This window comes from Thioprofundum lithotrophicum (genome assembly GCF_055387065.1).
In genome coordinates this window covers 2,480,107-2,504,141 of the sequence record NZ_AP042379.1, presented here as the reverse complement: position 1 = coordinate 2,504,141, position 24,035 = coordinate 2,480,107, and the positions used below count along the sequence as shown (strand labels likewise).

Genomic DNA, 24,035 nt, shown 5'->3' with positions numbered 1-24,035 from the left:
GAAACCGATGAAGCACCTGCCGGTGGGGTGGAAAAGATTGTGCATCCCTGTCTCGCTCGGTTACCGTCTTTGCCTGAAAATGTTATCGGACAATGGCGGGAATTTCTTCACTTTCCCTGCCATGCCCTTTACCACAAAAGGGGTATACTGAAAGGATGTGGCGATTCCTTCCCTTTCTGGCCCTCTTGCTGGGCGCCTGCGCCAGCGTCTACCTGGGCTCGGGCGCGCCACATGCCGCCGGCGGCCGGGATCTGGCCGGGGCGCGGCAGGATGCCGAGTGCAGCCGGCGGCTGTGGCAACAGCTTGGCGAGCCGGCAGCGATCCGGGTGGAATGCCGGGGCGGCGTGGTGTATCTGCGGGGTGTCGTCTCCTCGGCGCAAAGCCGCCAGGCCCTGGTGCGCTTCGTCGCCCAGCAGGCCGGCGTCGAGCGGGTGGAAGATCGCCTGGTGGTGCGCTGATCAGTCCCGGGCCGGGACGCTGTCGGCGGGAATCGTTCGCCAGGCGATGAGGCCACCGGCCAGGCACAGCAGGGCGGCGCCCAGGAACATGCTCTGCGGCCCCAGGGTGCCGAATATCTGGCCACTGGCGAAACTGCCCAGCGCCCCGCCCGCGCCGAAGCTCAGACTGCTGTAGAGCGCCTGGCCCTTGCCCTGGTGGCGGGCGCCGAAATAGCGGTGCACGAGGTGAATGGCGGCGGCGTGGTAGATGCCGAAGCTGGCCGCGTGCAGGGTCTGGGCCAGCACCATCAGCCACACTACCTCGGGAAACAGCCCGATCAGACACCAGCGCAGCATGGCCAGCAGGAGGCTGACGATAAGCAGCCGGCGCAGACCGAAGGCCGGTTCCAGCCGGGGCATGAGCAGGAAGATCCCCACCTCCGCGATCACCCCAAGGGCCCAGAGGGCGCCGATCACCCCCAGCGAATAGCCGAAGCTCTCCATGTAGATGGTGTAGAAGGTGTAATAGGGCCCGTGACTGGCCTGCATCAGGAAGCACACCACCAGCAGGCCTGCCACGTGGGGCTTGCGCAGAATGCGTCGCAGCGGTTCGTGATCCAGGGACAGATGGCCGGCCGCCTCTTCCGGCACCAGCAGGCTGCTGATCCAGATGGCGGCGAACAGGCCCAGCAGGAGCCATGGCAAGAGGCTCACCCCCTGCCCCGCCATCAGCCCCCCGAGTCCCCAGGCGGTGAGGATGAAGCCGATGGAGCCCCACAGCCGGATGGAGCTGTAGCGGTGGGTCTGGCCACGCAGGTGGTGGAAGGTGGTGGCTTCGAACTGGGGCAGCGCGGCATTCCAGAAGAAGCTGAACACCATCATCACCGCGGCCAGGGCCCAGAAGCCGTTGGCGAAGAACACGGCGGCGAAACTCAGGGCCGCCAGCAGGCAGCCGCTGCGCACGATGGCCATGCGCCGGCCCGTGTGATCGGCGATCCAGCCCCAGATGTTGGGGGCCACGATCTTGGTGGCCATGAGAATGGCCATGAGGTTGCCGATTTCGGCGACCGCGAATCCCTCGGCCTTGAGGTACAGGCTCCAGTAGGGGATCAGCGCGCCGAGGCTGGCGAAATAGAAGAAATAGAAGCCGGACAGGCGCCAGTAGGGCATTTGCGTGCAACGCAAAGTTGAATGGTCGGGCTGAAGCCCGACCTACGTACGCCCCGCGGGGACGACGGGGGTGGGGGATTCCACGTCGGCGTTCTGGGCGCGGTGGCGCAGCAGGTGATCCATGATCACGATGGCCATCATGGCCTCGGCGATGGGCGTGGCGCGGATCCCCACGCAGGGATCGTGGCGGCCCTTGGTGATCACCTCGATGGGCTCGCCGTGCACGTCGATGCTGCGCGCCGGCAGGCGCAGGCTGGAGGTGGGCTTGAGGGCGATGCTGGCGAGGATGTCCTGGCCGCTGGAGATGCCGCCGAGCACCCCGCCGGCGTGGTTGGAGAGAAAGCCCTCGGGGGTGATCTCGTCGCGGTGTTCGGTGCCCTTCTGTTCCACGCAGGCGAAACCGGCCCCGATCTCCACGCCCTTGACGGCGTTGATGCTCATCAGGGCATGGGCCAGCTCCGCATCCAGGCGATCGAAGACGGGCTCGCCGAGGCCCGGCGGCACGCCGGTGGCCACCACGTTGACCCGTGCGCCGATGGAGTCGCCCGACTTGCGCAGGGCGTCCATGTAGGCTTCCAGTTCCGGTACCTTGTCGGCATCGGGAAAGAAGAAGGGGTTGGTCTCCACCGCCGCCCAGTCGAAGCGTTCGAAGGGAATGGGGCCGAGCTGGGCCAGATAGCCGCGGATCTCGATCCCGCAGCGATCGCGCAGGTATTTCTTGGCGATGCCGCCGGCGGCGACCCGGATCGCCGTCTCCCGGGCCGAGGAACGGCCGCCGCCGCGATAGTCGCGCAGCCCGTACTTCTGCTGGTAGGTGTAGTCGGCATGACCGGGACGGAAGCTGTCCTTGATGTCCGAGTAGTCTTTCGAGCGCTGATCGGTGTTCTCGATCAGCAGGCCGATGGGGGTGCCGGTGGTCACGCCCTCGAAGACCCCGGAGAGGATGCGCACCCGATCGGCCTCGCGGCGCTGGGTGGTGTGGCGGCTCTGGCCGGGCTTGCGCCGGTCCAGGTCCCGCTGCAGATCCGCCTCGCTCAGTTCGAGGCCGGGCGGACAGCCGTCGACGATGCCGCCGATGGCCGGGCCATGACTCTCACCGAAGGTGGTGACCGTGAAGAGTTTTCCGAAGCTGTTTCCTGACATGGCGGCTATTGTAGCCGCTTGCGGGTGGGGCGGATAGCGCGACCTGACGATGGTTGTTCCGAATTTCCGAACATTATCGGCTATTGAACCACTTTCTGGCACGCCCCAGAGGCTGGCGAGGCGTTTCGTGACACGCCGTGAATACCTCCCTGTAGGCTCGACGGCCGCATCCTTGCGGCCGACGGTCACGAAACGCCTCGCCAGCCTCTGGGGCTTTGTACTGCTGACAACCTGATGACAGGAAATTCGGAACGACTTCGACTCACTGAAGAAGTGACTCAGATCACCTTCGAGAAACGCTGGGCCTTCTGCTGGCGCAGGTACTTGTCGAACACCATGCAGATGTTGCGGATCAGCAGCTTGCCGGGGGGCTGGACGTCGATCCGGGTGTCGGACAGGCGCAGCAGGCCGTCGGCCTGCATGGGTTCCAGTTCGGCCAGCTCGGTGGCGAAGTAGTCGCGGAAGTCGATGCCGAAGCGGTCTTCGATGGCCGGCATGTCGAGGGTAAAGTGACAGATGAGCTGGGAGATGACCTCGCGGCGCAGCACGTCGTCGTCGTCGAGCCGCACGCCGCGGAAGACGGCCAGCTCGCCGGCATCGATGCGTTCGGCGTATTCGTCGAGGGTCTTGACGTTCTGGGCGTAGCTGCGGCCCACCATGCTGATGGCGGTGACGCCCATGGCCACGAGATCGCATTCGGCATGGGTGGAGTAGCCCTGGAAGTTGCGGTACAGGGTGCCGTTGGCCTGGGCGATGGCCAGTTCGTCGTCGGGCTTGGCGAAGTGATCCATGCCGATGTAGACGTAACCGGCGTCGGTGAGGCGGTCGATGCAGTGGCTGAGGATGGCCAGCTTGGTGTCGGGGCTGGGCAGATCCTCGGCGCGGATCTGGCGCTGGGTCTTGAACAGCTCGGGCAGGTGGGCATAGTTGAACACCGAGAGGCGATCCGGGTCTAGGGCCAGCACCTTGTCGAGGGTGCGATCGAAGGTCTCGACGTTCTGCAGTGGCAGGCCGTAGATCAGATCGATGCTCACCGACTTGAAGCCCACCTCGCGGGCCGTCTCGATGGCGTAACGGGTCTCGGCCTCGGACTGGATGCGGTTGACCGCCTTCTGCACCTGGGGGTCGAAGTCCTGCACGCCCAGGCTCATGCGGTTGAAGCCCAGCGCCCGAAGCACGGCGATGGTGTCGCCATGGGCCTCGCGGGGATCGATCTCGATGGAATACTCGCCCGTATCGTCGTCCAGCAGGCGGAAGTGTTCGCGGGTGACGGCCATCAGGGCCCGCATTTCCTCGTGGCTGATGAAGGTGGGCGTGCCGCCGCCCCAGTGGAGCTGCTCCACGGGCCGGTTGGCGGTATCGAAGAGCGCCGCCTGCATGGCGATCTCGCGGTGCACCCGCTCCAGGTAGGGCGCGGCGCGGCTGCGATTCCTGGTGACCACCTTGTTGCAGCCGCAGTAGAAACAGACCGTGTCGCAGAAGGGAATGTGGAAATACAGCGACAGGGGGCCGCCCGCGGCGTTGCTGGCTTCGGCCTCGGCGCGGTAGGCGGCGCTGTCGAATTCGGGGGTGAACTGCACCGCCGTGGGATAGGAGGTGTAACGGGGACCGGCCTTGTCGTAACGGCGGATGAGGTCCTTGTCGAAGAGGATGTTGCTCATGAGGTCTCTCCCCGGCACGCTGCCGGTTACGGTTGGCCCTGCGAAAGGCGGTCGGCGGCGGCGTCGAAGGCCGCCTGATGGGCCGAAAGTTGCGCGGCGTCGAGCAGGAACACGCCTTCCCCGCCGTGGGCGAACTCCAGCCAGACGAAGGGCACCCGGGGGAAGGCCGCCTGCAGCGCTTCGGCGCTGTTGCCCACCTCGACGATGAGCACCCCGTCCGGCGCCAGATGGCGGCCGGCCTGTTGCAGCAGGGGGATCACCAGGTCCAGCCCCTTCTCGCCCGCGGCCAGCCCCAGGGCCGGTTCCTGCCGGTATTCGGCCGGCAGCGCGGCCATGTCTTCGGCGTCCACGTAGGGCGGGTTGCTGAGGATCAGATCATACTCCCCCGCTGGCAGGCCGTCGAACAGATCCGCCGCGTACAGCCCCACCCGGTCCTGCACGCCGTGGCGGTCCACGTTGCGCCGCGCCACCTCGAGCGCTCCGGGAGAGATGTCGCTGGCATCCACCTTCGCCTCGGGCAGGGCCAGGGCGGTGGCGATGGCGATACAGCCGCTGCCGGTGCACAGATCCAGGACCCGCCGGATCCGCTCCGGCACCAGCCAGGGCTGGAAACGCTCGGCGATCAGCTCGGCGAGGGGGGAGCGCGGCACCAGCACCCGTTCGTCCACGAAGAACGGCAGACCGGCGAACCAGGCCTCGCCGATCAGATAGGCCGCAGGCTGGCGGGTTTCGATGCGCCGGGCAACGAGATCGCGGGCCGCCTGGACCTGGCCGGGGGTCAGCACCCGGTCCAGCTCGGCATCGGGAAAGTCGGGCGGCAACCCCACGGCGTGGGAGACCAGCCAGGCGGCCTCGTCCAGGGCGTTGTCGGTGCCGTGGCCGAACCAGACACCCGCCGTATCGAGCGCGTCGCGGCCTTCGAGGATCAGATCCCGCAGGGTGAGCGTGGCCGGGGCGTCGCTCACGACGCGGGGCGGGGGATGTGCTTGGGCCGGAACACCTGGATGAAGTCCTCGTTCACTTCCAGCCAGGGGCCGTCGATCAGGGTGATGCAGGTGGGGATGGCGGGGAACACGCCACGCAGGCAATCGTCGATGGCCGAGGGCTTGCCCGGGAGGTTGACGATCAGGCTCTCGCCGCGGATCCCGGCGGTCTGCCGGGAAAGGATCGCCGTGGGCACCACCTTCAGGGAGACGGCGCGCATCTGCTCGCCGAAGCCCGGCAGCATCTTCTCGCAGACCGCTTCGGTGGCTTCGGGGGTCACGTCGCGCTTCGCCGGCCCGGTGCCGCCGGTGGTGACCACCAGACAGCAGCCTTCCACGTCGCACAGCTCCCGCAGCACCTCCTCGATGCGGTCCACCTCGTCGGGCACCATGCGGGTCACCGCTTCCCAGGGACTGGCCAGCGCCTTCTCGAACCACTCGCGCAGGGCGGGACCGCCGAGATCCTCGTATTCGCCCCGGCTGGCGCGGTCGGAGACGGTGACGATGCCGATACGGATGGGAGTGTCGCTCATGGTCATGCGGTCCTGGGCTGGCCGGAAGCGTCGGGATTGGCGCCGGCGGGGGCTTGAAGCGGAGGACTTTCAGCACCATTACGACGGCATGAACGATCTTATCAGACAACCGGCGGTGGCGGGAATGTTCTACCCCGCCGATCCCGAGGAACTCCGGCGGACGGTGGACGGCTATCTGCAGGCGGCCCTGGCGCGCCAGGACGATCTGACCGAGCCGCCGCGGGCGATCATCGCGCCCCATGCCGGTTACGTCTATTCCGGGCCGGTGGCCGCGAGCGCCTATGCGCGGCTGATCCCCTTCCGGGATCGGTTCCGCCGGGTGGTGTTGCTCGGCCCTTCCCACCGGGTGCCGTTCCGCGGCCTGGCCACCTCTTCGGCCACCCATTTCCAGACCCCGCTGGGGGTGATTCCGGTGGATCGGGCCACGGTGGAAGCACTGGAAGCGCGCTTTCCCCAGGTGATCCGCCTCGATGAGGCTCACGCCCTGGAACACAGCCTGGAAGTGCACCTGCCCTTCCTGCAGGAGGCACTCGACAGCTTCGTGCTGGTGCCGCTGGTGGTGGGGGATGCCACCGCCGGCGAAGTGAGCGAGGTGCTCGAAAGCCTGTGGGGCGATCCCCACACCCTGTTCGTGATCAGTTCCGATCTGAGCCACTATCACGACTACGAGACCGCCCGGCGCCTGGATGCGGCCACCGCCCGGGCCATCGAACAGCGCGAACCCGAGGCCATCGGTTTCGAACAGGCCTGCGGCCGGATCCCGGTGACCGGCCTGCTGGATCTGGCCCGGCGGCACGACCTGCACGTGCACACCCTCGACCTGCGCAATTCCGGCGACACCGCCGGCCCTCGCGATCAGGTGGTGGGTTACGGCGCCTGGGTGGTGTCATGAACGAACATACGCCCGAAGAGCGCCGCATCCTGCTCGAGGTGGCCGCCGCCTCCATTCGCCACGGTCTCGAGACCGGTCACCCCCTGCCCGTGCGCCTCGAGGACTATCCCGAATCTCTGCGCGAGCCCGGCGCCGCCTTCGTGACCCTGAACCTCGACGGCCGCCTGCGCGGTTGCATCGGCTCCCTCCAGGCCATTCGCCCCCTGGTGGAGGACGTGGCCGAAAACGCCTTCGCCGCGGCCTTCCGCGATCCCCGTTTCCCGCCCGTGACGGCGGAGGAATATCCGCGCCTGGAATACCATATCTCCATCCTCAGCAAGCCCGAGCCCTTCCCTGTCGAATCGGAGGCCGATCTGCTCGCCAAACTGCGCCCCGGCATCGACGGACTGGTGCTCATCGAGGGCAACCACCGCGCCACCTTCCTGCCTTCGGTGTGGGAACAGTTGCCCGACCCGCGCCAGTTCCTGGCCAACCTGAAGATCAAGGCCAGCCTGCCGGTGGACTACTGGTCGGACACCATTCGTTTCGAACGCTATACGGTGGAGGAATTCGGGAACTGAGGGGGTTGCCGGCTCCGCTGCGCTTGAGCCGGCCTACTCTATTACCTGATCGTTACAATAAGCGGTAGGTCGGGCTCGGCGTGTCCCTTGGGTATCAGGCCGACGTGTCGGGCTAAAGCCCGACCTACTCTCCGGCTTCAAGGGCGTGCCAGATGCCGGCATGACAGACATATCGGCAAGGTCAGTTGTCGGTCGTGGCGACCCGACAGGTGCCCACGGATCCCGGCAGGCAGGTGCGGCCGTCGATCCAGATGGCGTTGTCGAGACGGGCGCCTTCGAGACGGGCGCCGGCGATTCGGGCGCCGGTGAGATTGGCGTAGGCGAGGTTGGCGTTGCGCAGATCGGCACGGGTCAGATCGGCCTGCCGCAGGGTGGCGCCCTTGAGCGAGGCGCCCCGGAAACTGGCGAAGCTCAGGTTGGCCACGCTGAGATCCGCATAGTCGAGCCGGGCGCCGTCGAAGCGGCTGGCGAAGAGGTTGGCCCCCACCAGCACCGCACTGTCGAGCCGGGCCCGGCTGAGATCGACTTTCAGGGCCTGTAATCCGGACAGCAGGCAGTTGTGCCAGTCCACGCCGGGCGCCGGCGGGGCCTGGCAACTGGCCTCGGCGGGCCGTTCCTGGGGAGCGAAGCGAAAGCCCAGCCACACCACGCCCGCGGCCAGGGCCAGCACGAACAGGGCCTGGCGGATGGACCACTCCCGGCGGCGACTCAGTTGCCGGTAGATCGATTCCCGGTTGTGACGGTATTCGAGGGTCTGCAGATCCTCGGGCGTGCGGCGGTCGCCTGCCTGCGGCGCATGCGCCGGGCGCCGTTCGTCGGCCCAGCGCCGCGCCGCCTGCAGGCGTTCCTGGAAGGCGGGATCCTGGGGATCGCCCTTGAGGACCTCCGGGATCAGATCGCCGCGGCTGCGGATGGGCTGCCAGGTTTCCCGATCCTCGCTCACCTCGTCACTGAGCCGGAAACGGCCGATCAGCAGGCACTGGGCGATCTGGCCGGGCGGAAACGGGCCTTGGACCCGGTTTTCCCGGCGCACGTAGAGAGGTTTGCTCATCGACTCAGGCCATCTCCCGGAAAATGTGGAACCGGCGGCGCCCCATGGCGGCCTGCCGGTCAAGTTTCCGCCGGACCGTCCGCTGATAGGGAAAGACCCGACAGCTTCTTATCGGCCCCATCGCCATGGACCTTAAGCCCCTGCAGGCGGGAACCGCTCGCCCCGCCCCGACCGTTGCCGCCCGCGACCTCCCCGCCCTGCTCGAGAGCTGGCGCGTGGGCGACATCCTCCAGGCCACCGTGGTCGGCCGCGGGGAACGGGGCAGCCTGCTGCTGAACATCCAGGGCGCGCTGCTCGAAGCCGCCCGCCCGCCCACGCTGCCGTTTCGCGCCGGCGAGCGCCTGCCGGTGCAGATCCTGGCCAAGGAACCCCAGCTCGAACTGCGCCTGCTGGCGCCGCCGGCGCAGGCCATCGATCCGGCCCGCGTGCAACAGGCCCTGCGCGAGACCCTGCCCCGCCAGCTCCCCCTGCCGCCCCTGCTGGCCAACCTGGCCCTGGCCCGGCGCGAGGGCGAGAACCTGCCCCTGCCCCGCGAGGTGCTGACCCTGCTGCGGGATCTGTGGCTGAGCCTGGCCAGCCGCGAAGCCCTGAGCCAGCCGCAGCGTCTCGCCCAGGCCATGCGGGCCAGCGGGCCGTTCCTGGAAGCGGCCCTGGCGGCGAGCCTGCAGGGCGACCCGGCCCGGCCCGGGGCGGATCTGCGCGGCCAGCTCCTGCGCCTGGCCGCGGTCCTGCGCCGCCATCTGCCCGGCCCTCCGCCCGCGCCCGCCAGCCCGCCGGCCAGCGACTATCCGCCCCCGCGCCAGACACCGGCCATGCCGCCGCCCCCCCCGGCCCCGCCCAATCCCTGGGCGGCGGCCGGCGCGCAGGCCCATGCGCGGCATCACGACGCGGTGCGGGTCACCCCGGCGGCCCAGCCGCCGGCGCCCCCGAGCCTGGCCAATGCCGGCCGTCCCGAGGCGGCGGTGGCGGATCTGCTGCGACAGGTAGAAGGCGCCATCGCCCGGACCCATTCCCACGCCCTGCATGCGCTGCATGCGCAGGCCGAGGGCCGCCCCCTGTGGGCCATGGAGCTGCCCATCCGCCACGACGCGGGGGTGGATCTGTTCGATCTGCGGATCGAGGAGGAAAGCCGGCAGCGCGACGCGCCCGCCCATGCCCGGCGCTGGTCGGTGCGCCTGGCCTTCGAACTCGAGGGCCTGGGGCCGGTGGCGGCAATCATCACCCTGCAGAACGACGCGGTGGCCACCCGCTTCTGGGTGGAACGGACCGACACCGCCCGCCTCTTCAGTCACTGGCTCGACACCCTGGGCAGCCGGCTGCGCCAGGCCGGCCTGAACGTCGGCGCCCTGGAATGCCGCTGCGGTCCGCCCCCGGACGACGGCGACGAGCCGCCTCCCCTGCTGCGCGAGGAAGCCTGAGATGAGCAAGGTATCCAGACCCGCCCCGCCGCTGGCCGTGGCCCTGCACTACGATGGCGAGCGGGCGCCGCGGGTCACCGCCAAGGGCGCCGGCGACGTGGCCGAACGGATCCGGGAAATCGCCCGCCGCCACGGCATCCCCCTCCAGGACAACCCCGAACTGACCCGCCTGCTGTTCCGTCTGGAACTGGGCGAAACCATACCCGAAGCGCTCTATGTGGCCGTGGCCGAGGTGATTGCCTTCGCCTATCACATGCAGGGCAAGACACCGGCAGGCGAGCCGGAGGCGGAAAACCCTGCCTGACCGGCGGTGGAGAATGTGCGGGGCGCGAGTCGGCGTCGCCTCAGTAATCGAAGGAATACATCACCGACAGCAGGCCGGAGAACATGGCGCCCTTGTCCACCAGCGGGCTGTCCTGGATGGTGCCGGCCAGCAAATCGCCGCGCAGGTTGCCGAGGAAGTGCCAGCGCGGGGTGAAGGAATACTTCACGTAGGCCTGGGCCGCGAAGTTGACGCCGGCCGAGGCGCGGTAGGCCGGCCGCCAGGTGGTCGCCTCGCCCGGGCGCACGCCGTAGTAGTAGTCGTTGAAGGCCGCGTCATAGCGGATGGCGAAGACGCTGGGCACGAAGGTCCACTTGCCCCGTTCGATGAAGCGGCCAAGCTCCAGGCGCAACAGCGATCCGTTGGAGTTGTCGAGAACGTCGCGGAACCAGGTGAGTTCGGCGAATCCCCAGTCGAACTCCCCGCCCAGGGCCAGTCCGGCCTCCCAGCTCAACCGGCGTTCGGCCATCCCCGCCAGGATGGGCGCATCGCTGCCCTTGTAGCCGAAGGGGCGGGGCTGGGCGGTGACGGACACACCCCAGTTCTGCTGACCGAAGACGTACATCCCCACGCGGGTCCAGCGCACGTAGAACAGGCGGTTGTCGGCGAACAGCACCGGCGAGGGCAGGACGATGGCATCCGCGCCGGCATAGGGCTGGGTCTGGAAATAGGCCCCGCCTCCCACGTAGACATGGCGGGGCTCGTCGGCGGCCACGGCCACGGCAACCGGCAGCAGGCAACCGGCCAGCAGGCAGATCAGTCGCTTCATGGGGAATCCTCGTGCGGCGGCGAAAAGAAGCTGTCAGCGAGCCGCAAGTTTACCCAATCGTCGGGGCCGTCCCAAGGCGCGGAGGCGAATCCGGCATGGCCCGTGCGTCGGTGCCGGAAATCAGGGCAGGCGAAAACGCGCCTGCGCGGTGCGCCGGTCGATTTCCACTTCCAGTTCGCCGTATTCGGGCAGCGGCTCGACGGGGGTGGGATCGTCCGCGCAACTGCAGCCGGGATCGAGCCCCTGGAGAAACACGCCGATCCGGATGCGCATCGGATCGGTGTTCTCATCGATGGCAAGGACAGTCACGCCGAAGTCGTCGAGGGCACAGGCCGTGCGCGTGAGCAGGGCCTGCAGGGGCAGACAGGCCGCCGGCAGGGCTTCGATCTCCTGTTTCAGGATCGCGGCGGCCCGGGGCGTGCCGAGGGCGTCGCGGCTGCGGGGGAGACGGATGACGGGGGTTTCGGGCATGGTCGGGCCACGGGGTAGCGGGATGGCATTGTGGCGGGAGATGGGGAGCGGGGCAAGGGTGAGGTCGCGGCGAGGGCGCCGCGCCTAGCCCGGATATTGCACCAAGTCGAGGACGGGCGGTGTCAGCTTGCGGCGCGGGAGGGGGGTTCCTGGTCGCCTTCCAGGCGGTGCATGATGGTGATGAGTTCGGCCTCGGAACGGGACAGGCCGCAGGTGGCGACCAGCTCTTCGGCCCCGACGCCCTGACGGGCGAGATGGATGGCCTGTTCGTAGGGCTGGTTGGCGGCGTCGAAGAGATCGAGGCTTTCCTGCTTCTCGGCGAGACGCCGCTGGCGGCGTTCCACTTCCAGGACCCGTTCGCCCATGCCGACGGCGGCCGCGGTGAGAGCACGCAGATCCCGTTGCAGGGACTCGAGGCGGGGATCGCGTGCCGCCCTCCCCTGCCGGCGTCCACGCAGCAGGTTCAGCAGCAGCAGGATCAGGCAGCCGGCCAGCAGCAGGTTGGTGAGATCGAAGGCCATTGCGGTGAGTTCGGTCATGGTGGCGCCTCAGGCGTATTCGTCGATGTGGGGGGCGTCGTCTTCGTCCCGGTGCTCGGACGGCGGCGGTGGCCGCCGGGGCGGGCGTTCGCGGCGGGACTCGCCGCCGGGCGCCTGCACGTGGCGCGATGGCCAGGGCAGGCCGGTGATCGGAGTGAGCTTGCCGATCTCCGCCATGACCGCTGCGCCTACAGGGAGGCGACCTCCGCCCACTCCTCGTCACTGAGGAGCTTGTTCACGTCCACCAGGATCAGCAGTTCGTCGCCGCGGCTGCTTACGCCCTGGATGTACTTGGAGCTTTCGTCATTGCCCACGTTGGGGGCGGTCTCGATTTCCGAGGCCTGCAGATCGGCCACTTCGGCCACCGAGTCGACCAGGATCCCCACCACGTTGCCCTCGGCCTCGACGATCACGATGCGGGTGTCGTCGTCCGGCTCCCGTTCGGGCAGGCCGAAGCGCAGGCGGGTGTCGATCACGGTGACCACGTTGCCGCGTAGGTTGATGATGCCGAGCACGTAGTCGGGCGCGCCGGGCACCGGCGCGATTTCGGTCATGCGCAGCACTTCCTGGACCTGCATCACCTTGATGCCGTACTTCTCGTTGTCCAGCTTGAAGGTCACCCACTGGATGATGGGGTCGTTTTCCACTTGGGCCAGTTCAGTCATTCCGCGGTTTCTCCTCTGGCGATCCCGGGGCGTCAAATTGCCGACGCACGGCGGGAGACTCGCAAGACAGGTTGCAGGAACCATGCCATTCAGGCGTGGGCGGACAGACGGTCCGCTTTGCTACATCATCGGCGGGAACGGGGGGATCTTGATGGTGAAAGGAAAAAAACCTTTAGCAGGCTGTTGAAAAAGTCTCTGACGAGTGCGAGACAAGGCGGAAAGTGGCGAAAAAGCGCAGTTTACACGCCAGTAAATGAGCATTTTGAGCCACTTTCCAACGCCGGATCGTGCCGTCAGAGGGTTTTTCAACAGCCTGTTAGACCTTGCCGCTGCCGGCTCCGCTGCGCTTGAGCCGGCCTACTTTTTGTTGGGATGTCTGAGCTACCCTGTTTCTCTCCGTGCCCTCCGTGCCTCCGTGATCTCCGTGTTCCTTCCACCCAGGCCTGAAACGGCCCGTTTCTCATTCCTCACCGCTGGCCAGTTTTTCGGCGAAGGCGTCGGTGTCGATGAGGGCGCACATGTGATCGATGACGGTGCCCAGGAGCCAGCGGCGGCGGGTGCGTTCGCTGCGCCAGCGGACCTGGTCGTGACGGAGGGTGATCACCTCCTCCACCGCGTCGCAGGCCAGGCCCCAGCGGCCGCCGCCGATCAGGACGATGCGCCGCACCCGGGCCAGAGGATCGTCGTCCGCGGGCAGGCGATCGGCGGGGAAGACCAGGCGCGCGGTATCCACCACCGGCACGGTGGCGTCCAGGTGGGTCAGCAGGCCGAGGAAGAAATCGGCATGGCCCGGCATCTCGGTGAGCTTCTCCGGCCATTCCACCACGCCGCCCAGCGCCTCGAGGGGCACGGCCAGGGTCAGGCCGGCGACCTTGAAGAGCATGGCCTGGAAGGGTTCCCGGGCCCATTCGGGCACCCCGGGCGGCAGGGGGCTTGCGGTTTCGGTTTCGGTTTCAGTAGCGGTTTGGGCCGCCGCTTCCACGGCCGGGATCACCGGCGCGGGGTCGGCCGGCGGGGCCTCGGCCGGGGCTTCGGGTGCCGCGGTTTCGACTGTTTCGGTTTCGGTTTCGCGCAGCAGGGCCTCGAGGAACAGATCCAGCGCGGCCTTCTCGTCCACCAGAATGCCGGGCTTCTCGGCGCTCATGATTCGCCTCCGGCGCGCAGCGGTTCGGGCGCCTCGCCGAGGAGGGTGCGCAGCAGGGCCTCGTAGGCCCGGGCGCCCCGTGACGAGGGCAGCATCATGGGCAGGGGCACGCCGCGCTTGCTGGCTTCGCGGAACTTGGTGTCCACCGGGATCACCGCCTCCCAGACCTTGTCGCCATAGGTCTCGCGCAACTGGCGCAGGCTGTCGAGGGCGGCGCGGGTGCGGCGGTCGAACATGGTGGGCACGATCAGATAGTCGAGCCCGTCGCGGCGGGCCCGCATGATCATCTCCAGAGTGCGCATCATGCGTTCCAGTCCCTTCAGGGCCAGCGGTTCGGTCTGCACCGGCAGGATCAGCAGCCGGCAGGCGGCCAGGGCGTTGACCATGAGGATCCCCAGAAGCGGCGGGCAGTCGATGAGGGCGGTGTCGTAACGCCCCGCCAGGCTCTGCAGGGCCTGGCGGATCACCAGGCCCTTGCCTTCCTGGCTGCCGAGCTGACGATCCAGGGTGGCCAGGGCCGTGGAGGCCGGCAGCAGGGCCAGATCCTCGATTCCCGTGGGCAGCAGCAACTCCGCCGCCGGCACCTCGGGCGTGGCGCCCGGCCCTTGGAACAGGCGGTAGATGGAGTTTTCCAGGCTGTCGGGGTCGTGACCGAAATAGGCCGTGAGGGAGCCGTGGGGATCCAGATCCACCAGCAGCACGCGCTGTCCCCGGCGGACCAGGTGGCCGGCGAGGGAGACGGCGGTAGTGGTCTTCCCCACTCCGCCCTTCTGATTGGCAACGGCCCAGACTTGCAAGGCAGGCTCCTGCGTCGGTTTCGATGGCGGCAAGGCCTGCGGCATCCGTCTTCCGGGGCGGAAGGCCATGGCCGTGCCCGCCCCCGGGACACACGGGGGCCCGGGGACTCAGGTCGGAATGATACAAGATTCGTGCCGCGATTTACGGCGCGGGGGAGGCCGCGGGCGGCAGGCGGCCGTGGCGTTCGATTTCGAGCATCCGCCGGGCGTGCTTGTCGGCCAGGATGATGATCGCCACCCGGCGGTTGCGGCGGCGGCCCTCGGCGGTGCGGTTGTCGGCGATGGGCCGGAACTCGCCATAGCCGATGGCCGACAGGCGGGCCGGGTCGATCCCCTCCCGGGTCAGCAGGTGCACCACACTGGCGGCGCGGGCGGCCGACAGCTCCCAGTTGGAGCGGAACAGCTCGGTGCGGATCGGCAGGTTGTCGGTGTGGCCCTCCACGTCGATGTGGTTGGGCAGGTCCCGCAGTTCCCGGGCCAGCTGGCGCAACACCGGATAGGCCGAGGGTTGCAGCTCCGCTTCACCGCTGGCGAAGAGGATGCGGTTGTTCAGTTCCACCTCCACCCACAGCTTGTCATGCTTGATGCGGATGATGTCCCGATCCACCAGCGACTTGAGGGACTGTTGCAGGCGCTGGGCGATGCGCGCCGTCTGGGCCGTGTCCACCGCCGGTTCGGGGCGCAGGGAGACGATGTCGGGCTTTTCGATCACGGGCTCGACCGGATCGAGGGATTTCTTCGGCTCGCCCACCTGGATGGGCTCGGCCGACTTGGGCGGCGTCTTGAAGGCTTCCAGCAGGGTATCGGAGAGCACCCGGTACTTGCCTTCGTTGATCGAGGACATGGAGTACATCACCACGAAGAAGGCGAACAGCAGGGTAATGAAGTCGGCATAGGAGACCAGCCAGCGGTCGATGTTTTCGTGATCGTCCTCGTGGCGGCGGCGACGGCCTCGCATGCTGGCAGCCTCAGTGGAGGAAACCCAGCAGACGGGTTTCGATGTTGCGCGGATTCTCGCCCTCGGCGATGGAGGCCATGCCTTCGACGATCATCTCCTGGTAGTGGGTCTGCTGGCGGACCAGCGCCTTGAGCTTGTTGGCGATGGGCAGGAAGATCAGGTTGGCCGATCCGACGCCGTAGATGGTGGCCACGAAGGCCACCGCGATGCCGGCGCCCAGCTTGCTCGGGTCCGAGAGATTGCCCATCACCTGGATGAGGCCCAGCACCGCGCCGATGATGCCGATGGTGGGGGCATAGCCGCCCATGCTCTCGAAGACCCGGGCGGCCTGCATGTCGAAGCGTTCGCGGGTGCCGATGTCCACGTCGAGGATGCTGCGGATGCTCTCCGGCTCGCTGCCGTCCACCAGCAGTTGCAGCCCCTTGCGGGTGAAGGGATCCGCCTCGTGCTCCTCCACGTCTTCCAGACCCAGCAGGCCTTCCTTGCGGGCGATGTGGCTCCACTTCACCAGCTTGTCGATGCCGTCCTCGAAATCCAGCCGCGGGGCGCGAAAGGCCCAGAACAGCATGCGCATGGCGCGCAGGAAGACCTTCAGCGGCGATTGCAGCATCACCGCGCCGAAGGTGCCGCCGATCACGATCAGCAGGGCCGGGCCGTTGAGCAGGGTGGTGACGTGGCCGCCCTCCAGATACTGGCCGAAGAGGATCGCCGAGATCCCCAGCACCAGGCCCAGAAGGCTCAGCACGTCCATCAGCGCACCCGTCTGGCGATGGCGTCACCCATCTCGTCGAGCGACAGCACCTGCTCGGCGATCCCCGCCTCCACCACGGCCGCCGGCATGCCGTAGACCACGCAGCTCGCCTCGTCCTGGGCCCAGACGCTGGAGCCCCGCTCATGGAGAAGGCGGGCTCCCTGGGCGCCGTCGGCGCCCATGCCGGTGAGCACCACCGCCAGGGTGTCGCGGGGATGGACCTTGGCGATGGAGGTGAAGGTGAGATCCACCGAGGGCTTGTAGGTCTGGCCCGGATCGTCGCCGATCCGCACCACGGCGCTGCCGGGGCGCCCGTCGAGGAGCATCTGGCGGCCGCCCGGGGCCAGCAGGGCCAGGCCCGGTTCGAGCCGGTCGCCGTCGGCCGCCTCGCGCACGCGGATGGCGCACTGCTGATCCAGCCGTTTGGCGAAGGCCGGGGTGAAGGTGCCGGGCATGTGCTGGATGAGCAGGATCGGCGCCGGAAAATTCGCCGGCAGGCGGGTGAGCACCTTCTGCAGGGCCACCGGCCCGCCGGTGGAGGTGCCGATGGCCAGCAGGCGGATGGGGCCGCTGGCGGCCCGTTGCGGACGGGCCGCCGGACGGGCCGTGACCGGCGGCCGCGTGGTGACCGGCTTGCGGATCCCGGCGCGGCCCTTGCGGCCCAGATCCCGCACCCGCTGGCAGAGCAGGCGCCTGGCCTCTTCCCGATCGCTGGCGATGTCCTCGAAGCGTTTGGGCAGGAAGTCCAGCGCGCCGGCATCGAGGGCGTCGAGCGTGGCCTTGGCGCCCTCGGTGGTCAGGGAAGAGAACATGATGATGGGGGTCGGCGTGCGGGCCATGATCCGCCGCGTGGCGCTGATCCCGTCGAGCACCGGCATCTCGATGTCCATGGTGATCACGTCGGGGCGCAGCTTGGCCGCCTGGGCGATGGCCTCCTCGCCGTTGGCCGCCTGCCCCACCACCTCCAGCGCCGGGTCGGCGTTGAGCATTTCGCTCACTCGCCGGCGGAAGAATCCCGAATCGTCGACGACCAGTACCCGAATGGCCATGGTTGACTTCCTTCTTGTGTCTTTCCGTGGTGCCTGGGATCAGGCATACATCTTCAGCAGGCCGGGCACGTCGAGGATGATGGCGATCCCCCCGTCCCCGGTGATGGTGGCCCCGGCCAGCCCGGCAAGGCCATGGAGCAGCGCGCCCAGCGGCTTGATCACCACTTCCTCCTGGCCGATCAGCTCGTCGACGATGAAGCCCACCCGCTGGTTGCCGATGTGCACCACCACCACGTGGCCTTCCTTGGGCAGCGGCGCGTTGCGCTGGCCCCGCACCAGCCAGTGATTGAGATAGAACAGGGGCAGGGTGCGCTCGCGGATCAGGATCACCAGCTGGCCGTCCATGACGTTGGTGCGGGTGAGATCCAGATGGAAGATCTCGCTCACGTTGACCAGCGGCAGGGCGAAGAGCTGGTTGTGCAGGCGCACCATCAGGGTGGACATGATGGCCAGGGTCAGCGGCACCTTGATATCGATGCGCGTGCCGCGCCCGAGCTGGGAGTCGATGTCGATGGAGCCGTTGAGCTGGGTGATGGAGGTCTTGACCACGTCCATGCCCACGCCCCGGCCGGAGATGTCGGAGATCTCCTTCTTGGTGGAGAAGCCCGGGGCGAAGATCAGGTTGTAGCACTCCTTGTCCTCCAGGCGGTTGGCCGCCTCCCGATCCATCAGGCCCTTTTCCACCGCAATGTCCCGCAGTTTGTTCGGATCCATGCCGCGGCCGTCGTCCTCGATGGACAGCAGGATGTGATCGCCCTCCTGGGAGGCGCTGAGGATCACCGTGCCTTCCCGGGGCTTGCCGGCCTTCTCGCGCTCGTCGGGCATTTCGATGCCGTGATCCACCGAGTTGCGCACCAGGTGCACCAGCGGATCGGCGAGGGCTTCCACGAGGTTCTTGTCGAGATCCGTGTCCTCGCCGATCATCTCCAGGCGGATTTCCTTGTTGAGACTGCGGGCCAGATCCCGCACCACCCGGGGAAAGCGCCCGAAGACCTTCTTGATCGGCTGCATGCGGGTCTTCATCACCGACAACTGGAGATCGGCCGTGACCAGATCGAGGTTGGCGACGGCCTTTTGCATCTCCTCGTTGCCGGAGCGTTCGCCGAGGCGGGCGATGCGGTTGCGCACCAGCACCAGCTCGCCGACCATGTTCATGATCTCGTCGAGGCGCGCGGTGTCCACCCGCACCGAGGTCTCGGCCTGGGGCTTTTCCTTCGCCGGCCTGGCCACCGCCTTGGCGGCGGTCTTCTTTGGCAGCACTTCGCCGGTAGCCGGCGCCTGCTGGCCGGCGCTCCCGGCCTGAGTGGCTGGCGGTTGCGCGGGGGCCGGAGAGGCACCGGCATCCGACGCCTTCACCGCTTCGGGCTTGAACTGGCCCTTGCCGTGGATCTCGTCGAGCAGGGCTTCGAACTCGTCTTCGGTGATCTCGTCACTGGCCGACGCATCCGCCGCAGCCGGTGCGTCCGCCGGTTTGTCCTGCGGCACCGGCGCGCCCTTGAACTGGCCCTTGCCGTGCAATTCGTCGAGCAGGGCCTCGAACTCCTCCTCGGTGATCTCGTCGCTGGCCGGCTCGGCGGCCTGCGGCTTTGCCGCCTCGGGGTTCTCGAGGGCATCGAGCAGGGCTTCGAACTCCTCGTCGGTGATGTCGTCTTCGGCGGCGGCCGCCTCGCCTGTCGGGGCAGGTTCGGCCGGCGCTGCGGCGGCCGGTTCCGACGGGACCGCCCCTTCAGGCTGGGTGTAGCGTTCCAGCGCCGCCAGCATGGCCGGGTCGGCGTCCTGGGGCATCTCGCCGGCGGAGAGCAGCTCGAACTGTTCGCGCAGCACGTCCAGCACCGGCAGCACCGCATCCATCAGTTCCGGGGTGATGGTGCGCTCGCCGTTGCGCAGCAGGTTGAAGATGTCTTCGGAACGGTGACAGAGCTGCACCATGGGGTCGATGCCGAGAAAACCGGCGCCACCCTTGATGGTGTGAAAGCCCCGGAACACGGCATTGAGCATGTCCATGTCGTCCGGCTGCTGCTCGAGACTCACCAGCTGCTCATCGAGCTGCTCGAGGATCTCGCCCGCTTCCACCAGGAAATCTTGCAGGAGTTCGTCGTCCATCGTTTCTCTTCTTCGTGGTGCGTGCCTAAATACAAGTTCCAAATACTGGACCACTTGGGCAAGAGTGCCTGATTCCAACACCGCCCTCTGGGACGGAGAGTCGTTTCGTGACACGCCGTGAATACCTCCCTGTAGGCTCGACGGCCGCAGTCGCTTCGGGCATCCTGCCCTCTCGCGACACTTGTGCGTCCTGCACATCGTCCCTGCGGCCGACGGTCACGAAAGGACTCTCCGTCCCAGAGGGCTCAGTGCACACAATGAACCATGGTCTGATATTTGGAACTTTCATTTAGAAACCCAGGCTCGACAGCAAATCGTCCACTTCGTCCTGGCCGGATACGGTGGTGGCGGTTTCCTTGCCGGGCACCACCGGCCCGGCCAGGCTGCCATCGTCGGCGGGTTTCTCCCGCTCCGGCAGGCCGGCCACCTTGATGAGGTTCACCAGGTTGGCTTCCACCTCTTCCACCAGGGTGATGACCCGCTTGATGATCTGGCCGGTGAGGTCCTGGAAGTCCTGGGCCATGAGCGCGTCGGTGAGGTGCGCCCGCACTTCGCCGGCGTTGCGGTTCTGTTCGGCCAGAAAGGCTTCCAGGGTGCGGCTCAGCTCGCGGAACTCGTCGAGGCTCATCTCCTTGCGCCGGAACTGCTGCCAGCGGGCATGCAGATCCCCCGATTCGCTTTCCAGCTTCTCGCACAGCGGCAGCGATTCCTCGATGGCGGTGAGGGTGCGGTTGGCCGCCTCGTCGGTCTTGGCGATCACGTAGTTGAGTCGTTCGCGGGCATCCGGGATGTCGTGCTCGGCGAGATTGGCGATGCGGTCGTCCATGCCGAAGGCGGAGATGGCGTCGTGCAGCTCCCGGGTCAGCTTGCCCACTTCCTGGTAGAGGGTGGTCTCGCGCACGTCGGCCAGTTCGTCGACGATCTCGCGGGCGCCCTCCTCGTCACCCCGCTCCATGCATTCGAGCAGATCCCGTACCCGGGCCAGATTGTCTTCATCGATGATGCGCCGTTCGGCGTGTGCTGCGTCGTTCATGCCCCCTCCCCGTCGTCAGGCGCCGACCCGTTCGAAAATCTTCTCGAGCTTTTCCTTGAGGGTCTGGGCGGTGAAGGGCTTGACGATGTAGCCATTCACGCCGGCCTTGGCCGCCTCGATGATCTGCTCGCGTTTCTGCTCGGCCGTGACCATGAGCACCGGCAGGTTGGCCAGTTTCTCGTCGGCGCGCACGGCGCGCAGCAGATCGATGCCCTGCATGCCGGGCATGTTCCAGTCGGTGACCAGCAGGTCGAACTTGCCGGTCTGCAGCATCGGCAGCGCGGTGGTCCCGTCGTCGGCTTCCTCGGTATTGGTGAAGCCGAGATCACGCAACAGGTTCTTGATGATCCGTCTCATGGTGGAAAAATCGTCCACGATGAGAATCTTCATGTTCTTGTCCACGCAGTTCCTCCGGCAATGCTGGGTCGATGTGTCTGATGCGGGATGGTTGTCTCTGGGGACACTATCGGCCCGCTGACGGGGAAACTTGAGGGTGGAGGGAGAAAGAAAATGAGGGGAGATGTGGGGGTGACAAGGGAGGAAAGGATCGCATCTGTAGGCGCGGCGCGAGCCGCGACCATGCGGTGGCGGGTGGCTGGGGACGGGTGGCGGGACAAGGCGTTTGGTTTTCCCAGCTACCCGCCACCCGAAACACGCTACCGCCGCATCGCGGCTCGCGCCGCTCCTACAGGGGGGCGTCAGGGAACAGGCGTGGTACCGGAAGGTCAGCGGTCGGTGTCGAAGCGGGCGGCCATGCGGGCCTGGAGGCGGATCACGGCCTGGCTGTGGATCTGGCTGACGCGGGATTCGGAGACGCCCATCACGGCGCCGATTTCGCGCAGGTTGAGTTCGTCGTCGTAGTACAGGGCCATGACCAGGCGTTCCCGTTCGGGCAGGCTGGCGATGGCTTCGGAGATGACCCGCTGCATGTCTTCCTTCTGCAGGCCGTCGAGGATCCCCGGGCCGCCGTCGGTCATGTTGTCCAGCATGGAGTCTTCGCCGTTGCCCATGTCCTCGAAGCTGAGCACCTTGTGATAGCAGTTGTCCTGCAGGATCTTGTAGTACTCGTCGAGGCTCATGCCGAGGGATTCGGCGATTTCGGTGTCGCGGGCGTCACGCCCCTGGGTGTGTTCGATCTCGCGCACCGCCTCGGCCACCATGCGCGCCTTGCGGTGCACCGAGCGGGGGGCCCAGTCGTTCTTGCGGATTTCGTCGAGCATGGAGCCGCGGATCCGGATGCCGGCATAGGTCTCGAAGCTGGCACCCTGGGTCTCGTCGTAATTGCGCGAGGCCTCGAGCAGGCCGATCATGCCCGCCTGGATCAGATCCTCGAGCTGGACCGAGGCCGGCAGGCGGTTGATCAGGTGGCAGGCGATGCGCTTGACCAGCGGCGCATGCTTTTCCACCAGGTCATCCTGATTGTGGGGCCGGGTCGAAGCATACATGGCGATGCCGTTCATGGCAGTGCCTCCACGGTGTCGGGAATGCCCTGTACCAGTCGTTCCACGAAAAACTCCAGATGTCCGCCCGCCCCGCCCGGGATGGGCCATTTGTTCACCTTGTCCGCGAGGGTGCGATAGGCCTGGGCCGCGCGGCTGCGGGGGAAGGCCTCGAGCACCGAACGCTGCTTGCGGATCGACTTCACCACGTGCTCATCATGGGGCACGTGCCCCACATAGTCCAGTGCCACGTCCAGGAAGCGATCGGTGACGCGGGTGATGGTTTCGTACACCTCGCGGCCATGCTGGGCGCTGCGCACCATGTTGCTCAGGATGCGGAAGCGGAACAGGCCGTGCTCCCGGTTGAGCAGCTTGATCAGCGCATAGGCATCGGTGATGGACGCCGGTTCGTCGCACACCACCACCAGCACTTCCTGGGCGGCGCGGCTGAAACTGATCACGCTGTCGGCAATGCCCGCCGCCGTATCCACCAATAATACATCAATCTCGTGGTGCAGTTCGCTGAAGGCCCGGATCAATCCCCCATGCTGGGAAGGGGTTAATTCGGCCATCATCTGCACCCCCGAGGCGGCGGGAATCACCGACAGGTTGCCGGGCCCCGGCACGATGATCTCCTCCAGATCCCGTTCGCCGTTGATCACGTGGGAGAGGTTGTATTCGGGATGCAGGCCCAGCAGCACGTCGATGTTGCCGAGGCCCAGGTCCGCATCCATGATGGTCACCTGCTGCCCCAGCTCCGACAGGGCCATGGCCAGGTTCAGGGAAACATTGGTCTTGCCGACCCCGCCCTTGCCGGAAGTGACGGTAATCACCCGGACCGGGCGGGGCGACTGGATCCGACGCAGGCCGCTGGCCTGATCGCGCATTTGTTCAACCGTGGGCATGGGCCACCATTCCACTCATTGCCAGAGAAATGTGTTCGTCGCGGCTGCCGGCCGCCACCTGCTGCATGATGCTGACCGCGCGGCTCACCAGGCTGTGGGCGCGGGCGGCATGCAGATCTTCCGGTACCCGCTGGCCGTCGCTGGTGTAGGCCACCGGCAGATCGTGCTCGATGGCCGCCGACAGGGCGCCGCCGAGACTGGTGGTCTCGTCGATCTTGGTGAGGATGCAGCCGGACAGGGGGACCTTGCGCCAGGCCTGGACGATCTCCCCCAGCACGCCCCGCTGGGCGTTGCTGGCCAGGGTCAGCCAGGTGTCGATGGGGCGGCTGCCGCTGGTGAGCAGGGCGAGCTGCTCGTTGAGGGCCATGTCGCGCTGGCTCATGCCGGCGGTATCGATCAGGATCAGGCGCTTGTCGGCCAGGTTGTCGAGGGCCGTCTGCAGGGCGGCGGCATCGGTGGCCACCACCATGGGCACGCCCATGATGCGGGCGTAGCTGCGCAACTGTTCATGGGCCGCCACCCGGTAGTGATCGGTGGTGATGAAGGCCACGGCGCGGTTGCCGTGGCGCAGGGCGTAGCGGGCCGCCAGCTTGGCGATGGTGGTGGTCTTGCCCACGCCGGTGGCGCCCACCAGGGCCACCACGCCACCGCGGTCGATGATGGGGTTGTCGGCCACCGGCAGGCGATGGGCCAGGCGGCCGAGGGCCTGCCGCCAGCTGTCTTCGAAGTCCAGCCGCTCGTCGCAGCCGTCGGCCAGCTCCCGCGCCAGGCTGGAGCTGAGCCCCATGGCCAGCAGCCGCTGCAGCAGCCGGGCACGGTTGGGATGGCGCGCCGTCTCCTGCCCCCAGGCCAGCCCCGACAACTGGCCCAGGAGCAGGCTGCGCAGCGACTTCAGTTCGTTCTGCATCTCGACGATGGCCGGATCCTCCGCTTCCGTCCGGGCCCGCGGGGGCTCGGCGGCCGACGCCGGGCCGGTGGCGGTGAAGCTCGGCGGCGGTTCGGGAATGTCGCGGCTGTAGCGCACGTCCTTCCAGGCTTCCTCCCGGGGCGAGGCCTCGTCGGCCGACGGGCTCGGCACGCGGGCGGCCAGCAGGGACTCGTCGTAGTCCATCGCCGCCACCAGTTCCACGCCGCCGTCGACCTTGCGGTTGGAGAGAATCACCGCATCGGGCCCCATGCTCTGGCGCACCTGGCGAATGGCGCTGCGCATGTCGCGGGCGTGAAATCGTTTGATGTTCATGC

The 24,035-nt window shown here is 67.5% G+C and carries 27 protein-coding genes; 5 read left to right on the top strand and 22 right to left on the bottom strand.

Annotated features, from left to right (window positions below):
* Positions 1 to 155: 155 nt before the first annotated feature.
* Positions 156 to 458 (top strand): BON domain-containing protein, encoded by a 303-nt coding sequence (locus tag ACZ5BH_RS11970; protein WP_464889493.1) that lies wholly within the window; start codon positions 156 to 158, stop codon positions 456 to 458.
* Here the strand turns inward: ACZ5BH_RS11970 and ACZ5BH_RS11965 are convergent, their stop codons facing one another.
* The 5 genes from ACZ5BH_RS11965 to mog form a co-directional block, all read right to left on the bottom strand.
* Positions 459 to 1,607, bottom strand: coding sequence for an MFS transporter (locus ACZ5BH_RS11965; protein ID WP_464889492.1), 1,149 nt, complete (start codon positions 1,605 to 1,607; stop codon positions 459 to 461).
* A 42-nt stretch (positions 1,608 to 1,649) separates the two neighbouring features.
* Positions 1,650 to 2,750: a chorismate synthase gene (aroC, locus tag ACZ5BH_RS11960; RefSeq protein ID WP_464889491.1), complete on the bottom strand. Its 1,101-nt coding sequence runs from the start codon at positions 2,748 to 2,750 to the stop codon at positions 1,650 to 1,652.
* A 278-nt stretch (positions 2,751 to 3,028) separates the two neighbouring features.
* Positions 3,029 to 4,411 (bottom strand): oxygen-independent coproporphyrinogen III oxidase, encoded by a 1,383-nt coding sequence (hemN, locus tag ACZ5BH_RS11955; protein WP_464889490.1) that lies wholly within the window; start codon positions 4,409 to 4,411, stop codon positions 3,029 to 3,031.
* Positions 4,412 to 4,437: 26 nt separating this feature from the next.
* Positions 4,438 to 5,376 (bottom strand): 50S ribosomal protein L3 N(5)-glutamine methyltransferase, encoded by a 939-nt coding sequence (prmB, locus tag ACZ5BH_RS11950; RefSeq protein ID WP_464889489.1) that lies wholly within the window; start codon positions 5,374 to 5,376, stop codon positions 4,438 to 4,440.
* Entirely contained in the window at positions 5,373 to 5,927 is a 555-nt protein-coding gene (mog, locus tag ACZ5BH_RS11945; protein WP_464889488.1) for a molybdopterin adenylyltransferase, read from the bottom strand. Before mog ends, prmB begins: the two co-directional genes overlap by 4 nt.
* 88 nt (positions 5,928 to 6,015) lie before the next feature.
* Between mog and amrB the strand changes: the two genes are divergently transcribed.
* On the top strand, positions 6,016 to 6,819 hold the full coding sequence (gene amrB, locus ACZ5BH_RS11940) for an AmmeMemoRadiSam system protein B (RefSeq protein WP_464889487.1): 804 nt from the start codon (positions 6,016 to 6,018) through the stop codon (positions 6,817 to 6,819).
* The gene (gene amrA, locus ACZ5BH_RS11935; RefSeq protein ID WP_464889486.1) at positions 6,816 to 7,379 is read left to right on the top strand and encodes an AmmeMemoRadiSam system protein A; all 564 of its coding nucleotides are present in this window, start codon (positions 6,816 to 6,818) and stop codon (positions 7,377 to 7,379) included. The genes amrB and amrA overlap by 4 nt, the downstream gene beginning before the upstream one ends.
* Positions 7,380 to 7,560: 181 nt before the next feature.
* Here amrA and ACZ5BH_RS11930 read toward each other — a convergent pair whose 3' ends face one another.
* Positions 7,561 to 8,430: a pentapeptide repeat-containing protein gene (locus ACZ5BH_RS11930; RefSeq protein WP_464889485.1), complete on the bottom strand. Its 870-nt coding sequence runs from the start codon at positions 8,428 to 8,430 to the stop codon at positions 7,561 to 7,563.
* Positions 8,431 to 8,555: 125 nt separating this feature from the next.
* Here ACZ5BH_RS11930 and fliK point away from each other — a divergent pair, with 125 nt between their 5' ends.
* Together fliK and ACZ5BH_RS11920 are read left to right on the top strand one after the other, a co-directional pair.
* Complete coding sequence (gene fliK / locus ACZ5BH_RS11925; RefSeq protein ID WP_464889484.1) at positions 8,556 to 9,848, top strand: flagellar hook-length control protein FliK; 1,293 nt, start codon at positions 8,556 to 8,558, stop codon at positions 9,846 to 9,848.
* Position 9,849: 1 nt separating this feature from the next.
* Positions 9,850 to 10,152 (top strand): EscU/YscU/HrcU family type III secretion system export apparatus switch protein, encoded by a 303-nt coding sequence (locus ACZ5BH_RS11920; RefSeq protein WP_464889483.1) that lies wholly within the window; start codon positions 9,850 to 9,852, stop codon positions 10,150 to 10,152.
* Positions 10,153 to 10,192: 40 nt separating this feature from the next.
* Here the strand turns inward: ACZ5BH_RS11920 and ACZ5BH_RS11915 are convergent, their stop codons facing one another.
* The 16 genes from ACZ5BH_RS11915 to flhF all read right to left on the bottom strand — a co-directional run bounded on the left by ACZ5BH_RS11915 (position 10,193) and on the right by flhF (position 24,033).
* Entirely contained in the window at positions 10,193 to 10,939 is a 747-nt protein-coding gene (locus ACZ5BH_RS11915) for a MipA/OmpV family protein (RefSeq protein WP_464889482.1), read from the bottom strand.
* Positions 10,940 to 11,059: 120 nt separating this feature from the next.
* Complete coding sequence (locus tag ACZ5BH_RS11910) at positions 11,060 to 11,410, bottom strand: hypothetical protein (protein ID WP_464889481.1); 351 nt, start codon at positions 11,408 to 11,410, stop codon at positions 11,060 to 11,062.
* Positions 11,411 to 11,532: 122 nt separating this feature from the next.
* Entirely contained in the window at positions 11,533 to 11,949 is a 417-nt protein-coding gene (locus ACZ5BH_RS11905; protein ID WP_464889480.1) for a DUF2802 domain-containing protein, read from the bottom strand.
* A gap of 9 nt (positions 11,950 to 11,958) precedes the next feature.
* Entirely contained in the window at positions 11,959 to 12,126 is a 168-nt protein-coding gene (locus ACZ5BH_RS11900) for a hypothetical protein (RefSeq protein WP_464889479.1), read from the bottom strand.
* Positions 12,127 to 12,137: 11 nt separating this feature from the next.
* Positions 12,138 to 12,614: a chemotaxis protein CheW gene (locus tag ACZ5BH_RS11895; protein ID WP_464889478.1), complete on the bottom strand. Its 477-nt coding sequence runs from the start codon at positions 12,612 to 12,614 to the stop codon at positions 12,138 to 12,140.
* 460 nt (positions 12,615 to 13,074) lie between these two features.
* Positions 13,075 to 13,758, bottom strand: coding sequence for a chemotaxis protein CheW (locus ACZ5BH_RS11890; RefSeq protein WP_464889477.1), 684 nt, complete (start codon positions 13,756 to 13,758; stop codon positions 13,075 to 13,077).
* Entirely contained in the window at positions 13,755 to 14,555 is an 801-nt protein-coding gene (locus ACZ5BH_RS11885) for a ParA family protein (RefSeq protein WP_464889476.1), read from the bottom strand. The genes ACZ5BH_RS11890 and ACZ5BH_RS11885 overlap by 4 nt, the downstream gene beginning before the upstream one ends.
* A gap of 142 nt (positions 14,556 to 14,697) precedes the next feature.
* Positions 14,698 to 15,513 (bottom strand): flagellar motor protein MotD, encoded by an 816-nt coding sequence (gene motD / locus ACZ5BH_RS11880; RefSeq protein ID WP_464889475.1) that lies wholly within the window; start codon positions 15,511 to 15,513, stop codon positions 14,698 to 14,700.
* Positions 15,514 to 15,523: 10 nt separating this feature from the next.
* Complete coding sequence (locus ACZ5BH_RS11875) at positions 15,524 to 16,264, bottom strand: flagellar motor protein (RefSeq protein ID WP_464889474.1); 741 nt, start codon at positions 16,262 to 16,264, stop codon at positions 15,524 to 15,526.
* Positions 16,264 to 17,313: a protein-glutamate methylesterase/protein-glutamine glutaminase gene (locus ACZ5BH_RS11870; protein WP_464889473.1), complete on the bottom strand. Its 1,050-nt coding sequence runs from the start codon at positions 17,311 to 17,313 to the stop codon at positions 16,264 to 16,266. Before ACZ5BH_RS11870 ends, ACZ5BH_RS11875 begins: the two co-directional genes overlap by 1 nt.
* Positions 17,314 to 17,352: 39 nt before the next feature.
* On the bottom strand, positions 17,353 to 19,416 hold the full coding sequence (locus tag ACZ5BH_RS11865) for a chemotaxis protein CheA (RefSeq protein WP_464889472.1): 2,064 nt from the start codon (positions 19,414 to 19,416) through the stop codon (positions 17,353 to 17,355).
* Positions 19,417 to 19,705: 289 nt separating this feature from the next.
* Positions 19,706 to 20,449, bottom strand: a complete 744-nt coding sequence (locus tag ACZ5BH_RS11860) for a protein phosphatase CheZ (RefSeq protein ID WP_464889471.1) — start codon at positions 20,447 to 20,449, stop codon at positions 19,706 to 19,708.
* Positions 20,450 to 20,464: 15 nt separating this feature from the next.
* Positions 20,465 to 20,839, bottom strand: coding sequence for a chemotaxis response regulator CheY (locus ACZ5BH_RS11855; protein ID WP_464891218.1), 375 nt, complete (start codon positions 20,837 to 20,839; stop codon positions 20,465 to 20,467).
* Between the two features lie 335 nt (positions 20,840 to 21,174).
* Positions 21,175 to 21,909 carry an RNA polymerase sigma factor FliA gene (locus tag ACZ5BH_RS11850; protein WP_464889470.1) on the bottom strand — a complete coding sequence of 245 codons (735 nt, stop codon included), beginning with the start codon at positions 21,907 to 21,909 and terminating at the stop codon, positions 21,175 to 21,177.
* Positions 21,906 to 22,793, bottom strand: a complete 888-nt coding sequence (locus ACZ5BH_RS11845; protein ID WP_464889469.1) for a MinD/ParA family protein — start codon at positions 22,791 to 22,793, stop codon at positions 21,906 to 21,908. The genes ACZ5BH_RS11850 and ACZ5BH_RS11845 overlap by 4 nt, the downstream gene beginning before the upstream one ends.
* A complete protein-coding gene (flhF, locus tag ACZ5BH_RS11840) occupies positions 22,780 to 24,033 on the bottom strand; it encodes a flagellar biosynthesis protein FlhF (RefSeq protein WP_464889468.1) in 1,254 nt (417 codons plus the stop codon). The genes ACZ5BH_RS11845 and flhF overlap by 14 nt, the downstream gene beginning before the upstream one ends.
* Positions 24,034 to 24,035: the final 2 nt, after the last annotated feature.